The organism is Vibrio sp. 10N.261.55.A10, assembly GCF_041470825.1.
Lineage (GTDB): Bacteria > Pseudomonadota > Gammaproteobacteria > Enterobacterales > Vibrionaceae > Vibrio > Vibrio crassostreae_C.
Genome location: NZ_JBFRNC010000071.1, coordinates 40,935 through 59,110 on the forward strand (window position 1 = coordinate 40,935; position 18,176 = coordinate 59,110).

The following is an 18,176-nucleotide window of genomic DNA, read 5'->3' on the forward strand; positions in this document are numbered from 1 at the left end:
GTGTATTTTAATGATAGCTTCAATCTCTTACCCTCATATTCGCCGAGTAATATTGAACAAAATCATTGTAAAATTTATGCAGTTCACTCTTTGGCATCCCTGACTTGTAACGCTGATACGCCCGAGCCGATGCCTCCCAAACGATCGCCATCTTGTAGTCACTCGACATCATTTGCGATGCTTGAAACTCATCGTACATATTTGAAAGTGTCTGGTTACCTTCCTCAACACGGCGTTGATTAACCTCATAAAACGGCGAAACCATGGCACTCGAGTGAGCTAAAGAGGTGAAACTGTTTGATTGCAGGTATTGAACGACTTCTTTCAAAGCCAATTTCTTATCTGGGTTTTGCATGCCTTTTTCCGTGACAGCAAAAACCTTTGCGCCACTAAATGAAGACATACTTTCACCACGATAGGTCGGCAACGAATTGATGTACAAATCTCGACCAAAGGCGGCATCGAGTTCGCTGAACGCCCAATCACCGTCAATCAAAAACTCGACTTCCCCATTGATGAACCTCTGCCTCGCGCAAATATCGCTGCACGATGATTCGATGACTTTTTTCTGCTGCAACATGTCGATGAAATCAAAGATAGCAACTAACCCTTCACCATTAACATTCTTCGACGATAATAAGTCTTCAGAAAAAAGCTGATAGAAAGCTAGATAGAAGTACATGTTTGGATTGGGAAAAAGCACGCTCACTTGATCGGACTGAGCAGAGCGTTCAATTAGGCTCTCCCATGTCACGACTTGCGCTTGAGGCTTGCTCGAATACAGAACGACTTGGTTTCCAATACCAACCGGTAACGCCTTAAGCTCACCGTTGATGACCACTGCATCAAGCGCTTTTTTCTCATAGCGTTGGGTATCGACCCAAGCATCAGGAAGCGTCGCTAAATCGATATATTCAGTTAGACCTAAGAAGTCAGAAGGAACCCAGATGGCGTCGGGAAAGGTATTGTCTCTAGGATCAGCAACAAGCAGTTCAGAACGAATACTGTTGACGTCAAACGAACGAATTTCTACACGATGATCAGTCATCGCTTCGATATGTTCTTTTACATAATCGGCCGTTTCATAATTAATACCAGCCCATATTTCAAGTGTGGACGAACAAGCAACGGCCGGAAATAGCATCGCAAATAGACTCAATAACCTCACACTTGGTTCCTTGTGGTAAAAATTAGACGTTGGATTTTAATCGCCCATCAATAAACCGGGCGATGCGGCTTATCGCTCACTGCTCATGATTAGAGACCTAGCTTTGGGCGACACGTTATATAGTAAAAAGTGCCTAAATAACAGTTGATACTCTCGCTTTAAGAGAAAGGTCTGCTCATTCTGATACATCCGTCATATCTCTGGATGACTGTTCTTACAATAAATCAACATACCATACCCTTTATTATTAACGACAAAAAAAATGCCGCAAAAGCGGCATCTATCTCGTTCGGTGCATTCGACACAATAAAAATCAAATAAGCAATTTATCAGTCAAAGCCCTATCATCGATTAAGCGTATTTCTCTTCGAAATCTTTCATGAAGCTAACCAGCGCTTGAACGCCTTCCAGAGACATTGCGTTGTAAAGTGAAGCTCTCATTCCACCTACTGCTCTATGCCCTTTCAGTGATTTCAGACCTGCAGCATCAGCCAATTCTAGGAACTTGCCATCTAACTCAGGTTTCGCCAGTTGGAACGGCACGTTCATTCTAGAACGGTTTGCAGTGTGAACATCGTTTTTGTAGAAAGCTGAGCTATCGATTGCATCGTAAAGCAGCGCTGCTTTCTCTTTGTTCACCAACTCCATCGCTTCAACGCCACCTTGAGCTTTCAGCCACTTGAACACAAGGCCTGATAGGTACCAAGCGTACGTTGGTGGTGTGTTGAACATTGAGTCTTTTTCAGCAAGTACTTTGTAGTTCAGAATACTCGGCAACACGTCGTTTGCGAGTTCGAGTAGATCATCACGTACGATTGCAATGCAGATACCCGCAGGGCCGATATTCTTTTGCGCGCCCGCGTAGATAACACCGTACTGAGACACATCAATCTTACGAGACAGAATGTTAGATGACATATCCGCTACGATTGGCTTATCCGTTTGAGGAAGCTCGCTGATTTCAATACCATCGATGGTTTCATTCGGACAGAAATGTACATACGCAGCTTCCGGGTCAATTTTCCAATCTTTAGCTGGAACAACCGCTGCTTTACCATCAATTGACGTCTTCGCGTTGAATACATCGATTTCGCAATATTTGCTCGCTTCAGTCACTGCACTTTCTGCCCAGTAACCCGCATCAATGTAAGTCGCTTTCGTCGCATCACCTAAAAGGTTTAGAGGAACAGCAGCGAATTGAGCACGAGCGCCCCCCTGACAGAAAAGAACTTTGTAGTTGTCTGGGATGTTCAGAAGATCACGTAGGTCCTGTTCGGACTCGTCAGCAACTTGAATAAATTCCTTGCTGCGATGGCTGATTTCCATCACGGAAGTCCCTAAACCATTCCAATCAATAAAGTCCGCTTGCGCTTGTTTCATTACCGGTTTAGGCAGTGCAGCTGGGCCAGCACTGAAGTTGAATACGTTATCTAATGTAAGTTCCATGGGGATGATTGCTCCTGCTAAATAATAACTATGCAAGTAATACCATGTTTTACCCAACATAAAAACAACAAAAGAGGTCTTAAGACCTCTTTTGTTTTGTACCGTATAAAATGTTTAAGCTTAACCTGCTAAATCACCCTATCAGTATTCACGCCTGCTCTGTTTATTGAACAAAAACCGGCATAAGTAGAGCGATTAATGGAATTTCTTGTCCATTTTCGAACACTAGGTTTCCATTTTCTAAGTCAGCGCTGATTTCATAACCACTGTCTGTTTCCTTGATCATTTCCATCACAAGCAATTCATCGATACCTTCACGGATGAATGGATACTCTTCAACAAGTTCATTTGAGAAGCTAGAGTGAACGTTGCCCGTTAATGCAGGCATGATCATCGAAGGGTTGCTGCTGATGTTTTCGGTCCCTTCCGGCACGCTCACCAACCACTTAGATTCGAACTGTCCCTTACCTAACTCTAACGACATGTTGTTCATTGAAAGGTCGAAACCTTTAGCAAACAGGATATCGATAAATGGAATGATCTCTGCAACGTCTTCTTGCGTCATCACAGGATTAGATTGGTAAATCTCAAAGATTTTCTCAAACGACTCGCTATCCAACTTCGACATTTCAAAATCGACGTTTAGGTTGTTCAACTGGCCTTCACTGGTCTCGATGTTTGCGATATCCAGCTTGAGGTTGCTGCGCAGACGCTTAGTTGCTTCATCTAGATGTGATTCAAAATCGTACTTAGAATTTTCAATGGTCATGAAAGGCTGCATTGCAGAATCTGAAACCAAGAAGCTATCGATAGTAAAATTCTGAGTACCTAACCAGTAGCCTTTCGCTTGTTGGCCTGAACCCACACCTTTCAGATTAGACAGCGTTACCTCTTCACCGGTTTCAAAATCAATTTGAACTGAAGGGATTGAAAGCTCGTAATCAACTTGGCCTAAAACAGTCGCATGGCCAGAAAGATTCGATTTAGTGATCGAGACCGAAGTCCCATTCTCATCAGAACCTTGGTGATTGAACTGGCTTAACTCAAAGTTAAAGTCAGTGTTGCCGTTTAGCTCAGTACTAGTGGTCAGAGTTAAAGGCAGAATATCGGTATTCTCAAACGTCGACAGTGCATTTAGACTCACCAAACCATGGCTAACCGCACTATTTATGACAAACTCACTCGGCAACCCATCAATCGCAAGTTGCTCTTTCAGGTTTTCATCCGTCACAGTTAAACGAGTGGTTACGTTGGAAGACAAGTAACCTCTATCGTATTCCACGATCTCAGCTTGAATGCTTGAATTGTTAAGCTTTGCAACGCCATCGGTAATCGCATTTTGTCCAATTTGCCCAACCGCTAGCGGCCAACAAAGTGCCAGTGAGATTGCTCCGCCAATAGCACCAATTTTTCTTAACTGTTCCATGAGTTCTCTTTCTACACGTGTCTATTTTTTTTAGTCTAACCCATCAGTAGCAAACAAGAAACATTGAGTTAAATCAGTCTATTGCTCGATACTTCGATTGCCTCAATAAATTAACGGCTAGCTCTCATCCTTATTCGGCGGTTCTTGCTAGGCTAAAGACGTCGCTACTATTAAGGTTGAGCTGTGAATCAATACGCTGTTATCTGTTTGGACAATAATCCGGTTAGCATTGAAAGAATACGTTCGGAGCTGGCTCCGTTGGCTTCTGTATTCGATATTTATACTGCCGAGAACATAGAAGACGCACATCACGCATTAGAAGATATTCATGATCACAACCAAACCGTTGCCTTGGTGATCACTCATCATCATTCTGAATTTAATGGCGTGCAATTCCTGATTGAACTTCAACAGCTGCCCCATAGTAATACCGCAAGAACGATATTAGTCAGCGCTTCGTCAGACATTCAATCCATTTTAACCGCTGTGAATGAAGGTAGGCTCAACCACTGTTTAACCAAACCGGTTCAAGATCAGGTTCTGTTCAAATCAGCGCAAAAAGAGCTGACCTCTTTTGTTATCCAATACGACTCAGAAAACCTGCTCTCTTACAGCGATGCATTGGATCAACAACGCTTACTCAGAGCGCACATTGAGCAAAAGATTCACTCTTTCCAATCGGGTTTCATTCACGACTACCACCAGCTTTCTGATAATGCCCTTGCAGAACGTGTCGTCAGTGCCTTACAAGATGTGTTTTCAAAAGATGACAAAACTAAGGCCATTCGTGACTATTCCCCCGAGCATCTACTCACTGTGGAAGGCGAAGACAATCGCTTTTTATGGCTGATCATTGAGGGTGAAGCAGCTCTTTATAAGAAAGATGAACTTGGGCAACAGCGGGAAGTGGTACGTCACTCCAAAGGGAACATTGTTGGCGGGATGTCATTTGTAACAGGCGAGCCTTCGTTTTCTACGGCGATCACCCTAACGCAGACTCGCGTTATCAAACTGGATAAAGATAGCTTTGCTCAGGTGATGCATTCAAACAATACCCTGCTGCCTTTATTTACCAATCTATTGCTCCGTCATTTTAATCGACGTTTGCAACGCAGCATCACCAATAAGATCAAACTGCAGCAGACACTAGAATCATTAGAGTCTGCACATCAACAACTGATCGAGAAAGAGAAAATGGCGATGCTCGGGCAGCTAGTCGCGGGAGTCGCACATGAGCTGAATAACCCGATTGCTGCCATATTAAGAAGCATCGAAACTCTGTCAGACCATCTCGACCAAATATTGGCAAACCTATCCGTTCCAGAGTCCAATAAAGGGACTGACGTACTGGCACATTCAAAGTTAGCTAAGCCACTATCAACAGCCCAAGAAAGACAGCTCGTAAAGCATCTTACGTCGACGATTAATGACCGTGCTTTAGCAAAAAAAGCCGTGAGACTAAACCTAAGCCAAGACTCTACGGTTCTAAACACATTAAAGGCGTCCCCTGTCGCAGGCAAAGAGCTGCTCAATGACTTAGAGCATTACCATTATGTTGGAAACTCTATCCGCTCAATTCAAGTGTGCAGCAAGCGTATTGCCGATATGGTCAAAAGCTTAAAAAGCTATGCTAGAGAAGATGAAGAAGTTCGCCACTACACAGATATCCACGAAGGGCTTGAAGATACCTTAGTGATCTTCGAAAACAGGCTTAAACACCACCAACTCGAAAAGCATTACGATACCGACTTACCGCCTTTATTGTGCCAGTCGCTCTCGCTGCAACAAGTGTGGACCAACCTTATCTCCAATGCGCTCGATGCCCTATCTGAACGAGGAAAAGTGACCATCACCACTTCTCAACAGACAAAAGGCGACGACGCGTTTCTTGTGGTGCAAATCTCCGATACTGGCCACGGCATTGCCAAAGAAGACATCAACACCATTTTCAACCCAAATTTCACGACTAAAAAAGAAGGCAACTTTGGTTTAGGGATTGGGTTATCCATTTCTCAACAAATCGTTTCGGCTCATCAAGGGTTTATTTTGGTGGAGTCAGAGGTAGGCAGCCATACAAACATGCAAGTGTGGCTTCCATTCAAACAAGAAGGAGCACCTCATGAATAAGTACCTAATTTTATGTGTCGATGATGAACCTGAAGTTCTCAATAGTGTCCTTCAGGACTTGGCGATATTTGAAGAGAACTTTCTGGTTGAAGGTGCAGAGTCGGTCGATGAAGCCAAGCAAGTAATCAAAGAAATGGGACAAGATGGTATTAAGCTCGCGTTAATCTTATGCGACCACATCATGCCAGAAGAAACCGGCATTGATTTTCTGATCGAACTCAACCAACACGACGCTACTAAACCAACGCGTAAGCTGTTGCTCACCGGGCAAGCTGGGCTAGAAGATACCGTCACAGCCATTAACAACGCAGCACTTGATTTCTATATTTCAAAACCTTGGCAAGGCGACCAACTGAGAGACACGATTACTCAACAATTGACTGACTATGTCATTGCCAACGACAAGCAATTGCTAAACTGGACTTCCATCTTAGATACCGAGCGCATACTGACTTCAATGGCGGATAAACGCACCAGTTTTGGTGAATAGCACTGATTGGTTAATGGATACTGAGAATAGCGTCATCCGATATAAAAACCTTCCGAATGTATACAAATTTTGGATAATTCGCTCGTCTATTTTTCTCTTTCGCCCTAAACATGAGATCTCCGTTACATACTGATCCTTAATTTGCTTGTTTTTTAACTAAATGAGTAAGGTTTTACATTTTAAAGGATTACTTTTCCGTGAGTTAGATTAAACTGTCTCAATGTTTATGGTTTGCCGATTTGTCTCAAACCAAAGGAATTAACACTAATATAGGTTTACGGTCGTTATGCGCAAAATTCTACTTACTACCGCTATGCTATTGGCTTCTGGTCAAGCACTAGCTGTTGATGAACAACCACAGGTAATGAGCAACTTTAACTATGATTACTTTGAAGCACGTATCGGTGCTAGCCCAGTAACATTTGGTGGTGCGTTCAGTAAGTCCATTCACCCGAACGCTCACGCTATAGCACGTATCGATTCAGAATTTGAAAGCGATTACGACTCAGCTGTAGGTCTTGGTTTCCACGCTCCATTAAACAACTGGGCAGACCTAACAGGTGAAATGCTAGCTCGTATCGTTCAACCTGAGAACTCAAGCTCTACTGATATCGGTATGGAAATCAACATTGGTGTTCGCCAATGGCTTGGTCCACAACTAGAAGTTGGTGGTAAAGGTGGTTACGTTTCTATCGATGACAACGATGATTGGACAGGTTCTGTTTACGCGCGTTTCCACTCTACAGAGCTTTTCTCTTTAGGTGCTGAAGCTCGTATTAACGACTTCTACGGTGACCAACTTATGTTCACTGCTCGCTTCAAGTACTAATACTTAAAGCTCAAGCCCTAGCAAATAAGCTCTCTATGAGCACTTAGCCTTTTGATACTTAGTCTTTTAAGAAATCCGGCTAAGACAGAAACAAAAAAACCGAGGACATTCCTCGGTTTTTATTTATTAACAGTAATCTTAAGCATATAAGGTAAACTTCTTTAGTGGCAGCTCTTTAGTAATTGCTGCTTGCGTGGCTCTTGTAATAGTTTCCAGTGAATACCATCAATTGCACCCGCAAATTTCCAAAGTAGTTTTAGGTCAACATCGTTTCCGTACGCTTCGCGAACCTTATTAAACACTTCAGGTGCGCCCAACTGCATAAACATTGAAACATCATCCACACCCGCCTTTTTAACCATGCGCTCTAACGTAAGCTGCATGTTTGGTAGATCTCTTAATCTACGGCTAGCTGATGACTTCTTGAAGCTACGCTGCTGAATTGAATTATCGATTGAAGTACGAATAATACTATCCAATTCAGGATGTTCACAGGTAAACAGATCCGTAATGTCGTAATAGTTTACGGTTGCTGTTGTCTGCTTCTTTACATGACGATACTTTTCACAATCAAGATCGGTCAGTTTTTTATCTAATGATTTTCCACCTCTAATGAATAAACAACCTTCACTCAATAAAGCGAACATAGCGTCATTTTGAAAGAGGCCAATACCTCCGAACATAGAACGTTTTTGATGCTCACCAAATTGATTCACGTAATTAATAAATGCTGTCTCGGTCATATCCGTTGATCCTTAATCAAATTACCCCGATTAGGTTGATCACCAGACAAGCAGCTTGTTATGCGAAAATTTTAAATCTATTTTGTTATTCTATAGGTGAATATTATGGTTTCGTTTTTCACCTTTAAATAAATCATACTTCGAAAAGAAAAATAAGTCTGGACTTAGTTCACATCAATCAATTGAGTATTCCGGTTTTTCATGATTGACTTCACAGTAAACTATCAAACCATGCTTGAATTTGGACACCTAGTGATACACCGGTTCAAATTATTAAAGGTTATGTAGACGGGTGAGTATTGCCTCGCAGCATCGTGGCTTGTAAAATGGCAGGACAGACCTGTTTTTACTTTTTATATGAATCATTTATCGTTTTTCTGGCTACCTCAAAATAAGACTCTTCTCTTAAAGGGTCTAGAATCAGAGTTTGCCCAACTTGTTGGACATTCTATCTCAGCGGGAAAAATAACACTTCCTCCTATCCCTAACGTTGTACTGAAGATTCAATCGCTTTGTACCCTTGAATCAACTGGGATTGCTGACGTTGCCGAGTGCTTACTCGAAGACCCAGGCCTCGCTGCTATTGTCATTCGTGTGGCTAACTCTGTCGTCTTTAACCGACGTAATATTACTTGTGTTGATATTATGACGGCGGTGTCGCGCCTTGGCATATTAAGAGTACGTGACATCGTGACGGCTCAGGCTATTGAGCAACTCAAACACTCAGTCAACCTCAGTAAAGAATGTAATAAGGTATTGGTTCAGAGCGCTTCTGTATCAAAAGAGCTGGGCGCTACTATGGTGCTTGTTACCAACAGCTTCAAAGAGCTCTCCCCTACTGAATACCGTTACCTTGAGCATGAAAAATCGCTGCTTGTTGGATTACTGGCTGATATTGGTTTGTTCTGTTTGGTTAGCGAATACCACCTCTACCTCGAAAATGGCAATTACCTAGATCACGACATCGCTCTACAAATCTTCCAAGGCCAATGTTCTGCTACCAGTAAATTGGTGCTTAACCGTTGGGGCTTCGACAGCGACTTTATTGATGTGTGCAGCAATACCATCAATAACCACGAACAGCGTGAAGTCTCTTACTTAGATATCGCTCGAATCGCTAACCACCTGCTGATGTTCAGAAACAAGGATGAGAACATCGATGATCACGAAGTTGAACTTAACGTGACAGGTGCAGAGGTGCTTTATAAATTAAGCAACTTGAGCAAGCATGATTTTAATGCAAAGCTAAGCGACGTGATCAATACTAGCGGCTTCTAAGTCACTGTTAAATTACAAGTAAGTGTAATATGAAGTAAATGCAATGGGGAAAGCATGTTTACAGGGATGATCTTTATATTTGCGCCACTCGTCGTGGGGTATCTTTTTGCAATTTCGAACGCTCAGACATTAGAATTTATCAACCGCTCAACATCGCGGTTGATCTACGTGATTCTGGCGTTAATGGGACTAAGCTTAGCCGCCCTCGATAACCTAGGCAGTAACCTGCAGACAATCCTTCTATATACCGTCACTTTCTTTGTCTGCTTAAGCGTATGTAACCTAATGGCACTGCCCGCTATTGATAAGTTATTGCCACTCAAAACCGACAGTAGCAAGAAGAAGCTTCCCCTCTCTTCTATGGCGATGGAATCTGCAAAACTCATCTTAGTGGTAGGTTCAGGGCTAATCGCTGGCTTAGTGCTGCCTATTGGCCTTGATTGGGTTGATACCGCAAGCGAATGGATTCTGTTTGTTCTTCTATTCTTTATCGGCATTCAGCTGCGTAATAGCGGACTCACACTTCGTCAGATCTTACTCAACAAACACGGTATGGTTATCGCAATCACCATTATCATCACCTCAATGTTAGGTGGTGTAATCGCGGCTTACATCCTAGATATCCCTCTGTTCAAAGCCTTGGCAATGTCTTCTGGATTTGGTTGGTACTCTCTGGCTGGTATCTTAATGGGTGACGCCTTTGGTCCTGTCTATGGTGGCGCTTCTTTCATGCTTGAGCTGTTAAGAGAGTTAGTTGCCTTGGTACTGATTCCAGTGCTAATTCGCAGCTACCCATGCACTTCCATTGGTTATGCTGGTGCGACTGCGATGGACTTCACCTTACCGGTCATTCAAACAACAGGCGGCGTTAGATGTGTGCCTATCGCTATCGTCAGTGGCTTTATCCTCAGTTTGCTTGTTCCGATATTGATGTTGTTCTTTGTATCTCTTGCTAACTAGATCGCAGGAATAGCGTTTGTTTTAGATTAGAATGCAACTCGAATACCAATGCCCAGACACCGATACAGTTACCGAAATAAAAAGACACTAAGTGTCATTGCTCAACAAATAACGATCACGGTAACCTGTAACGACAAAGTTATAAAAAGAATAAACTTACAAAAGGAACCACTATGAAACGCCTTTGCGTCGCATTACTGCTAGCTTCAACTTCTACTTTCTCTTTTGCAGCAGATTCAATGTCTGAGACAAACCAGTGCCAAGCAAAAAAATATGATGCGTACATCGACGCTTCTTTGAATTGGTATGCCGACCTTGCTGCATTAACCTCTGAGCAATATCCAGAGCTAACAGAAGTGAGTGAGTGGTTCCTAGAAGGTCGTAAGCACCACTTTGAGCTTAACCGTGCTGCGGTTCACTACTACTTAGTAAACGACTCAAGCAAAGTGGCAACAGAGCAACCTGTAGAAGGTTGGTTGCAACTTGAGCAACACGACATTAAAACGCTATCAACACGTGATGATGAGCTTGGTAAAATCGCGAAAACAACATTCGATGACCGCCAATCAACGCCTCACGCTCAAAACTACGAACTACGTTCTGCCTTTGCAGAACTGCTTAGTCACCCTAAGCAAATCGACTCAGCGCTGCAGCGTTACAACCAGTCGATCAGTAAACTTGAAGCGATTAAGTGTAAATAACCCCGCATTTAATATGCTTTTTTGAGAAGTTGGATTTCATAATTAAGACGGGACATTGTTCCCGTTTTCGTTTAGATTGTCCCGCTCGCGTCAATATTAGAAAAATAACTCGCTTGCTATGGTTACGGAACAAAAAACAGCAGATGTTAGCTTCGACAGTCTTCTACGTATCTTCACGGTACCTGAAGGCCCAGATTCAACACTCACTCAAATTGAAGACAAACTTTCACGAAACCTGAATCAATTCTTACGTGAACATATTGTGGCTGAAGAAAAGCCGCTACGTGAAATTGAGAAAGATTTTTCAAATGCTCATATCCCAGAGCAGCCTGAGTTTGTTTCTGAACATACTGAGCATCTCCTCGATTCTCTTGTGTCTCATTCGGTTCACACGTCTTCGCCAAGTTTTATTGGCCATATGACCTCTGCGTTGCCGTACTTCCTGATGCCGCTTTCAAAAATCATGATTGCGTTGAATCAGAATCTAGTAAAAATCGAGACCTCAAAAGCTTTCACTCCCCTAGAACGTCAAGTTCTGGGCATGTTACATCGCCTGATTTATCAAGATAGTGACCAGTTTTATTCTCGTTGGATGCACAGCGCAAACCACTCTTTAGGTGCGTTTTGTTCTGGCGGTACCATCGCGAACATTACAGCGCTCTGGGTTGCACGTAACAACGCACTAAAAGCGCAAGGTTCGTTCAAAGGTGTAGAAAAAGAAGGCCTGTTTAAAGCCATGAAGCACTACGACTACGAAGGCCTTGCCATCTTAGTCTCTGAACGTGGCCACTACTCTCTGAAAAAAGCCGCGGATGTCCTTGGTATTGGTCAAGAAGGTCTAGTGTCTGTTAAAACAGATAACGACAACCGTATTTGTACTGATGATTTAAGACTCAAGATCGAGCAGCTCAAGCAGAACAAGATCAAACCTTTCGCCGTCATTGGTGTGGCTGGTACAACCGAAACCGGTAATATCGACCCGCTAAGAGACATTGCTGAGGTGTGTGCCGAATCCGATTGTCATTTCCACGTTGATGCAGCTTGGGGCGGTGCGACTCTGATGTCTAACAATCATCGTCACCTACTTGATGGTATTGAACTGGCGGATTCAGTCACGATTGATGCGCATAAACAGCTTTATATCCCTATGGGTGCGGGTATGGTTCTGTTTAAGAAGCCAGATGCGATGACTGCGATTGAACATCATGCTCAATACATTCTTCGTAAAGGCTCAAAAGATTTAGGCAGCCATACGTTAGAAGGTTCTCGTTCAGGTATGGCAATGCTGGTTTACGCCGCAATGCACATCATTAGCCGCCCAGGTTATGAACTGCTGATCGACCAAAGCATCAACAAAGCGCGCTACTTTGCCGACCTAATTAAAGATCATAGCGACTTCGAGCTGGTTTCAGAACCTGAGCTTTGCCTACTGACTTATCGCTATGTCCCTGAGTCAGTCAAAGCGGCACTGCTTAAAGCTGAGCCTGAACATCGTGTCGAACTGAATGAGTTGCTCAATGAGCTGACTAAGTTTATTCAGAAGAAGCAGCGTGAAACAGGTAAGTCTTTCGTGTCACGTACACGCTTAAACCCTGAAGCATGGGTACATCAGCCAATCATCGTTTTCCGCGTGGTATTAGCAAACCCACTAACAGGCAATGACATTCTTTCGTCAGTGCTTGAAGAACAGCGTGAGATCTCTAAACTAGCACCAAACTTGATGGGCAAAATCAACAAACTGGTTACGCAAATCAACGCATAGTCATTCAATTTTAGTTGCATCAAATTGAAAATTTCTTTCTTTTTGATGTAACTAAGCTGTCAGTTCATACCCATTTTGCATTCTTTTTGCTCAAACTCTCTTCCAATTCTGTAGTTTTCTAAAATTTTGTTGAGGTTTGTCATATTCTTAAGCATTCATGCCCTGTTTTTGTATTAGTAAATAGTATGTTGGGTTTATACTGACTCCATGGTGCTAGTTAGCTTGATATCTATTTGACGCAGCAGTATTTACGAAACCGAATATACATCGGCTTTGTGTTTACTGATATTTGCTTCAGCCATACCCCCTGGTAAAAGATATTAACTAGCAAGTTGTTCTCTATACCCTTGTGAACACTATGAATACATTAGAAAAAATACAAAAAAACCTGGAAAATTTCAGCAAGTCTGAGCGCAAGGTAGCCGAAGTAATTATGGCTTCCCCTCAAACTGCAATTCATTCTAGCATTGCTACCTTAGCTAAAATGGCTGACGTGAGTGAGCCTACAGTTAACCGCTTCTGTCGTCGATTAGACACAAAGGGCTTCCCTGACTTCAAACTTCACCTAGCTCAAAGCTTGGCAAACGGTACACCTTACGTGAACCGTAATGTTGAAGAAGATGATGGTCCAGATGCTTATACGCATAAGATTTTCGAATCAACTATGGCTTGTCTAGACGTTGCTAAAAACAGTCTAGACGCGATGCAAGTAAACCGTGCTGTTGACTTGCTGACTCAAGCAAAACGCATTTCGTTCTTCGGACTGGGTGCCTCTTCTGCTGTCGCCAAAGATGCTCAAAACAAGTTTATTCGTTTTAATATCCCAATCACATGTTTCGAAGACATCGTGATGCAACGAATGAGCTGCATTAACTGCAGTGATAACGACGTTATTGTTCTTATCTCTCATACTGGCCGCACTAAAAGCCAAGTTGAGATTGCAAACTTAGCGCGTGAAAACGGTGCGACAGTTATTGCTATCACAGCAAAAGATTCTCCACTGGATAAAGCGAGCTCGTTGTCTATTTCTCTGGATGTTCCAGAAGACACTGACGTTTACATGCCAATGGCAAGTCGCGTTGTTCAGATGACGGTTATCGATGTGCTAGCGACAGGCTTTACGCTACGTCGTGGTTCTGGTTTCAGAGAGAACCTAAAGCGCGTCAAAGAGTCACTTCGTGATTCACGTTACGAGAAGTACTCTCAGTTCTAATCTGCTTAGTCATGAACTGAAAACAGATGACCAGAGAACAAGTTGAATTAAAAAACGGAGCCTAGAGCTCCGTTTTTATTTGTCTGTATAAAATGACTTATACAACGAACAAGTTTAAGACCGTTAGATAGTCCAACTATTGCCCTTCTCAACCACGCTGTTTTCGGACGCATAAGAATTGATAATGGTAAAGCTCGACTCGACAGCTGGCTCTTGCCCAATTTGATTCATTGAAGCTCCCTCATGATGCCCTTCTCTACAACTGCACTTCTCGCATACTTGCTTCAAAATATGCACGAGCCTCTCTTGGTTAAGCGGCAAAGGGTTTCCTTTAATCGCCACTGATTTGAGCGCGTCGGCAGACACCTCATCAAACTGGGCTTCACAGACACCAAATTCCAACAAGTTGGGTAACTTAAGCGTATCAAGCACTTCCGATAACCAAGAAATTGCCTCCTCTTCTATTGCTTCTACGTTACCTGTTACTATCTGAGCGATTCGCTGATAACGCGCTAGGATGTCGCTTCTTTGCTGCTCTTTTGCAACGGCTATGTTCTCCAACATCACAAACGGCGCTAAACGCGCGGTAATCACACTATGAGGCGCAGAAATCTTACCTCCTAGTGCGGAGGCTAAACCATGGGCTGCGCCAAGCTTGGCATTAGTTATCGCCATACCACCGAGCATAGAAGCGAAAGCAAGATCAGAACGCGCTTGAGGCTCATCATAAACACACGCTTTAACCACAGAACCACTCAACTTACGCAGCCCTTCTTCACAAATCATATCGGTTAACGGATTCGGTTCACCACACACGTAGGCTTCCATTAGATGAGTAAAGGCATCCATCGCACCTCGCCCAGATAGATATAGATTGGTTCCATGAGTTAGGGTTGGGTCGACAATCGCAACGTCGGCCAGCATGTCTGGGCTTCTCAGGCTGATTTTCACTTGGTCTTGGCCTGATTTCAGCACCGCGTTTTTAGTGACCTCGGCGCCGGTACTCGCTGTGGTTGGAATTGCGATAAACGGAAGTGGTTTGGTTTTAAGAGGAACATTACGCCCGACCACTTCAACATAGTCATATAAATTGCCTTGATTAGGTAAAACCGCAGCCAACGCTTTGCCCATATCGATGGCGCTACCGCCCCCCATGGCGACAACCATATCTGGCTTAAATCGACGAGCAGAAATAGCCGCCTCTTCAACCATTTTGATATTAGGTTCACCGGAAACGGCAATGTGCTGATAACGCATACTCTGCGCATCAAGATAGTCAGTAACAATTGAAGTGCGCTCTAATGTATTGCCTGTAACCAATAGCACGCTGTAGCCATATTGATTAAAGAGAGACAATGAAGCGGAAAGTGCTCCATCACCAAAGATGATCTTTGTAGATGTCATAAATTGAAACATGGTGCCTCCTGCGCCTATGACCGAACAAAACTGCGAACTCTTGGTTATTGGAATTTAGCCTTTATATAGTGCATCAGTATTAAGATGCCTCGTTCTGTATGCGCTTTTTTTGACGAGGTGCAACTTGTCGCATTAAAGATGGATTAATGTCGTATTCTTAGGGGTAATTCACACTCTTAAATTAAGGGTAATCAATCTGAATACCCATCAGAAATCAGCATGGATCCTTTTTGTGACCATTATTTGCTCTGATAGACAAAACCTATTGTATTAAGAGGTAATTCCATCTTTATTTCCCCATGGCATTGAGGCATAGTTGGTTTTATGAAATTTTGAGTGGCATTCACTAAAGAATAGTTAACATAATCGAGTTAACGAGCCTCATCCCGTATTTAGGAGAAATTAAATGTTTGTAGTTATTTTTGGTCGCCCTGCTTGCCCATTCTGTGTTCGTGCAAAAGAGCATGCTGAAACTCTTAAAGCTAAACGCGATGACTTCAACTACCGTTACGTTGACATCCACGCTGAAGGTATCAGCAAAGCTGATCTAGAGAAGACTGTTGGTAAACCTGTCGATACAGTTCCACAAATCTTCATCGACCAAGACCACATCGGCGGCTGCACAGAATTTGAAGCATACGCAAAAGAAAACCTAGGTCTTTTCGACTAAGCTATGATTTCTCAAACGAGAATCAGGGCTAAAGCCTTAAACAGCTGACCCATTTAGGCGTTAGACTGTACGATTTATAGAAAGCCCGCTCACTGTAGCGGGCTTTTTTATGACCAGTTTTCATACGGAATAAGAATAAGGTCAAAATCAAGTAAATTAACAAAATATTGCTTATAATTTATTTATATTTAGATACAATTCACCTCTCAAACTTACCCTGTGTTCCACGCCAATTATTGAGCGACCACCGTGAATATCGACGTTGTTTTTCTGTTAGAACAAAACCCCATTCTCCTCATCTTTGTTGTTTTATCGATTGGATTAGCCATTGGTAAAATTCGTTTCGGTAGCCTCCAACTTGGTAATTCAATCGGTGTTTTGATTACTTCCCTTATCATGGGACATCTTGGCTTTTCTTTTAACGCAGATGCGCTCACCATTGGTTTCATGCTGTTCATCTACTGTGTTGGCATTGAAGCTGGACCAAACTTCTTCGGTATCTTCTTCAGAGATGGTAAGCACTACCTCATTCTGAGCCTTGTGGTACTTTCTACCGCAATTGCCCTAACCTATTTCAGTAGTCATTACCTTGGCCTAGGCTTTGGTTTATCTGCAGGCATGATGGCAGGTGCCTTAACAGCAACGCCGATATTGGTAGGTGCTCAAGATGCTCTGAATTCTGGGCTTGCAGAATTACCAAGAAACATGGACTTGAGCCTGATTATCGAAAACCTTTCAGTCGGTTACGCGATGGCTTACTTGGTTGGCTTAATCAGTATGATTATGTTTGCTCGCTTGATTCCAAAACTTCAAAAAGTGAACCTACACGACTCGGCAGAGCAAATCGCCCAAGAACGTGGGTTAGGCGCTTCAGGTCAGCGTAAGGTTTACTTGCCCATTATTCGTGCTTATCGAGTGGGACCAGAGCTCATCTCTTGGACTGACGGTAAGAATCTGCGTGAACTGGGCATCTATCGCCAAACAGGCTGTTACATCGAGCGTATTCGACGTAATGGTATTCTTGCCCATCCAGATGGTGATGCAATTCTGCAAGAAGGCGATGAGATCGCATTGGTTGGTTTCCCAGATAGCCACGCTCGTCTAGACCCAAGCTTCCGTAACGGTAAAGAAGTTTTCGACCGTAACCTTCTCGATCTGCGTATCGTGGAAGAAGAGATCGTCGTTAAGAGTGACAGTATCGCAGGTAAGCGCCTATCAGACTTAAACCTGTCTGAATACGGCTGTTTCCTTAACCGCGTAGTACGTGCTCAGATTGAAATGCCGATGGACTTAAACATCGTGCTTTCTAAAGGTGACGTCCTACAGGTGAGTGGTGAAAAGAGTCGAGTGCACGGCCTAGCTGAGAAAATTGGTTTCATCTCAATCCACAGCCAAATGGCGGATTTGATGGCCTTCTGTAGCTTCTTCATTTTGGGTATTTTGTTTGGTTTGATCACCATGACATTCGGTCAGGTATCGTTTGGGCTAGGTAACGCGGTTGGCCTGCTTCTATCGGGCATCATGCTTGGTTTCCTACGAGCGAACCACCCTACTTTCGGTTATGTGCCTCAAGGTGCTCTGAACATGGTCAAAGACCTCGGTTTGATGTTCTTTATGGTCGGTATCGGCTTGAGCGCCGGTGGTAAGATATTTGAGCACTTAACCCAAGTTGGCCCACAGGTAATAGGTATTGCCCTAGTAGTGAGTGTGCTGCCAGTATTCTTCGCTTACTTGGTTGGCGCTTACGTATTGAAGATGAACCGAGCTTTGTTGTTCGGTGCAATCATTGGCGCGCGAACTTGCGCTCCAGCGATGGACATCGTAAATGACCACGCTCGCTCAACGATTCCGGCTCTGGGTTATGCGGGTACTTATGCGATAGCCAATATATTGATGACCTTAGCAGGTACTTTCATCATCATAATTAGCTAGGGCGTGTTGATCTTT

15 protein-coding genes are annotated in these 18,176 nt (G+C 43.3%); 10 read left to right on the forward strand and 5 right to left on the reverse strand.

The features are described from left to right. Nucleotides 1-19: 19 nt before the first annotated feature. The 3 genes from AB4274_RS19780 to AB4274_RS19790 form a co-directional block, all read right to left on the reverse strand. On the reverse strand, nt 20-1,168 hold the full coding sequence (locus AB4274_RS19780; RefSeq protein WP_372055821.1) for an extracellular solute-binding protein: 1,149 nt from the start codon (nt 1,166-1,168) through the stop codon (nt 20-22). Nucleotides 1,169-1,519: 351 nt separating this feature from the next. Then, nucleotides 1,520-2,614 (reverse strand): 3-phosphoserine/phosphohydroxythreonine transaminase, encoded by a 1,095-nt coding sequence (gene serC / locus AB4274_RS19785; RefSeq protein ID WP_017065411.1) that lies wholly within the window; start codon nt 2,612-2,614, stop codon nt 1,520-1,522. 163 nt (nt 2,615-2,777) lie between these two features. Continuing rightward, on the reverse strand, nt 2,778-4,040 hold the full coding sequence (locus AB4274_RS19790; RefSeq protein WP_017060405.1) for a DUF945 family protein: 1,263 nt from the start codon (nt 4,038-4,040) through the stop codon (nt 2,778-2,780). A 183-nt stretch (nt 4,041-4,223) separates the two neighbouring features. Between AB4274_RS19790 and AB4274_RS19795 the strand changes: the two genes are divergently transcribed. From AB4274_RS19795 to AB4274_RS19805, 3 genes are all read left to right on the forward strand, one after another. Continuing rightward, entirely contained in the window at nt 4,224-6,167 is a 1,944-nt protein-coding gene (locus tag AB4274_RS19795; protein ID WP_017060404.1) for an ATP-binding protein, read from the forward strand. Beyond that, nucleotides 6,160-6,657 carry a response regulator gene (locus AB4274_RS19800; RefSeq protein ID WP_017065410.1) on the forward strand — a complete coding sequence of 166 codons (498 nt, stop codon included), beginning with the start codon at nt 6,160-6,162 and terminating at the stop codon, nt 6,655-6,657. Before AB4274_RS19795 ends, AB4274_RS19800 begins: the two co-directional genes overlap by 8 nt. A 286-nt stretch (nt 6,658-6,943) precedes the next feature. After that, nucleotides 6,944-7,486 carry a hypothetical protein gene (locus AB4274_RS19805; RefSeq protein ID WP_017065409.1) on the forward strand — a complete coding sequence of 181 codons (543 nt, stop codon included), beginning with the start codon at nt 6,944-6,946 and terminating at the stop codon, nt 7,484-7,486. A gap of 161 nt (nt 7,487-7,647) precedes the next feature. On the opposite strand, the gene AB4274_RS19810 is transcribed toward AB4274_RS19805, so the two are convergent. After that, nucleotides 7,648-8,229: a TfoX/Sxy family DNA transformation protein gene (locus AB4274_RS19810; protein ID WP_017060401.1), complete on the reverse strand. Its 582-nt coding sequence runs from the start codon at nt 8,227-8,229 to the stop codon at nt 7,648-7,650. 357 nt (nt 8,230-8,586) lie between these two features. On the opposite strand from AB4274_RS19810, the gene AB4274_RS19815 reads away from it, so the two are divergent. The 5 genes from AB4274_RS19815 (at nt 8,587) to AB4274_RS19835 (ending at nt 14,143) form a co-directional block, all read left to right on the forward strand. Continuing rightward, on the forward strand, nt 8,587-9,507 hold the full coding sequence (locus AB4274_RS19815) for an HDOD domain-containing protein (RefSeq protein WP_017066065.1): 921 nt from the start codon (nt 8,587-8,589) through the stop codon (nt 9,505-9,507). Nucleotides 9,508-9,561: 54 nt separating this feature from the next. Further along, the gene (locus AB4274_RS19820; protein WP_017071961.1) at nt 9,562-10,467 is read left to right on the forward strand and encodes a lysine exporter LysO family protein; all 906 of its coding nucleotides are present in this window, start codon (nt 9,562-9,564) and stop codon (nt 10,465-10,467) included. 173 nt (nt 10,468-10,640) lie between these two features. Then, nucleotides 10,641-11,168 (forward strand): hypothetical protein, encoded by a 528-nt coding sequence (locus AB4274_RS19825; protein ID WP_017066066.1) that lies wholly within the window; start codon nt 10,641-10,643, stop codon nt 11,166-11,168. Between the two features lie 118 nt (nt 11,169-11,286). Then, nucleotides 11,287-12,930 (forward strand): pyridoxal-dependent aspartate 1-decarboxylase PanP, encoded by a 1,644-nt coding sequence (gene panP, locus AB4274_RS19830; protein ID WP_017068759.1) that lies wholly within the window; start codon nt 11,287-11,289, stop codon nt 12,928-12,930. Nucleotides 12,931-13,288: 358 nt separating this feature from the next. Next, nucleotides 13,289-14,143, forward strand: coding sequence for a MurR/RpiR family transcriptional regulator (locus tag AB4274_RS19835; RefSeq protein WP_004734686.1), 855 nt, complete (start codon nt 13,289-13,291; stop codon nt 14,141-14,143). Nucleotides 14,144-14,266: 123 nt separating this feature from the next. Here AB4274_RS19835 and AB4274_RS19840 read toward each other — a convergent pair whose 3' ends face one another. After that, the gene (locus AB4274_RS19840; RefSeq protein WP_017060396.1) at nt 14,267-15,559 is read right to left on the reverse strand and encodes an iron-containing alcohol dehydrogenase; all 1,293 of its coding nucleotides are present in this window, start codon (nt 15,557-15,559) and stop codon (nt 14,267-14,269) included. Between the two features lie 406 nt (nt 15,560-15,965). On the opposite strand from AB4274_RS19840, the gene AB4274_RS19845 reads away from it, so the two are divergent. Both AB4274_RS19845 and AB4274_RS19850 read left to right on the forward strand, forming a co-directional pair. Then, entirely contained in the window at nt 15,966-16,229 is a 264-nt protein-coding gene (locus tag AB4274_RS19845) for a GrxA family glutaredoxin (RefSeq protein ID WP_009847069.1), read from the forward strand. A gap of 249 nt (nt 16,230-16,478) precedes the next feature. After that, the gene (locus AB4274_RS19850; RefSeq protein WP_017060395.1) at nt 16,479-18,161 is read left to right on the forward strand and encodes an aspartate:alanine antiporter; all 1,683 of its coding nucleotides are present in this window, start codon (nt 16,479-16,481) and stop codon (nt 18,159-18,161) included. Nucleotides 18,162-18,176 lie beyond the last annotated feature (15 nt).

Bases quoted from the DNA above. Each gene is read 5' to 3' on its own strand.
- serC (WP_017065411.1), bottom strand. From the start codon at position 2,614: ATGGAACTTACATTAGATAACGTATTCAACTTCAGTGCTGGCCCAGCT.
- AB4274_RS19790 (WP_017060405.1), bottom strand. From the start codon at position 4,040: ATGGAACAGTTAAGAAAAATTGGTGCTATTGGCGGAGCAATCTCACTG.
- AB4274_RS19800 (WP_017065410.1), top strand. From the start codon at position 6,160: ATGAATAAGTACCTAATTTTATGTGTCGATGATGAACCTGAAGTTCTC.
- AB4274_RS19805 (WP_017065409.1), top strand. From the start codon at position 6,944: ATGCGCAAAATTCTACTTACTACCGCTATGCTATTGGCTTCTGGTCAA.
- AB4274_RS19810 (WP_017060401.1), bottom strand. From the start codon at position 8,229: ATGACCGAGACAGCATTTATTAATTACGTGAATCAATTTGGTGAGCAT.
- AB4274_RS19815 (WP_017066065.1), top strand. From the start codon at position 8,587: ATGAATCATTTATCGTTTTTCTGGCTACCTCAAAATAAGACTCTTCTC.
- AB4274_RS19820 (WP_017071961.1), top strand. From the start codon at position 9,562: ATGTTTACAGGGATGATCTTTATATTTGCGCCACTCGTCGTGGGGTAT.
- AB4274_RS19825 (WP_017066066.1), top strand. From the start codon at position 10,641: ATGAAACGCCTTTGCGTCGCATTACTGCTAGCTTCAACTTCTACTTTC.
- panP (WP_017068759.1), top strand. From the start codon at position 11,287: ATGGTTACGGAACAAAAAACAGCAGATGTTAGCTTCGACAGTCTTCTA.
- AB4274_RS19835 (WP_004734686.1), top strand. From the start codon at position 13,289: ATGAATACATTAGAAAAAATACAAAAAAACCTGGAAAATTTCAGCAAG.
- AB4274_RS19840 (WP_017060396.1), bottom strand. From the start codon at position 15,559: ATGTTTCAATTTATGACATCTACAAAGATCATCTTTGGTGATGGAGCA.
- AB4274_RS19845 (WP_009847069.1), top strand. From the start codon at position 15,966: ATGTTTGTAGTTATTTTTGGTCGCCCTGCTTGCCCATTCTGTGTTCGT.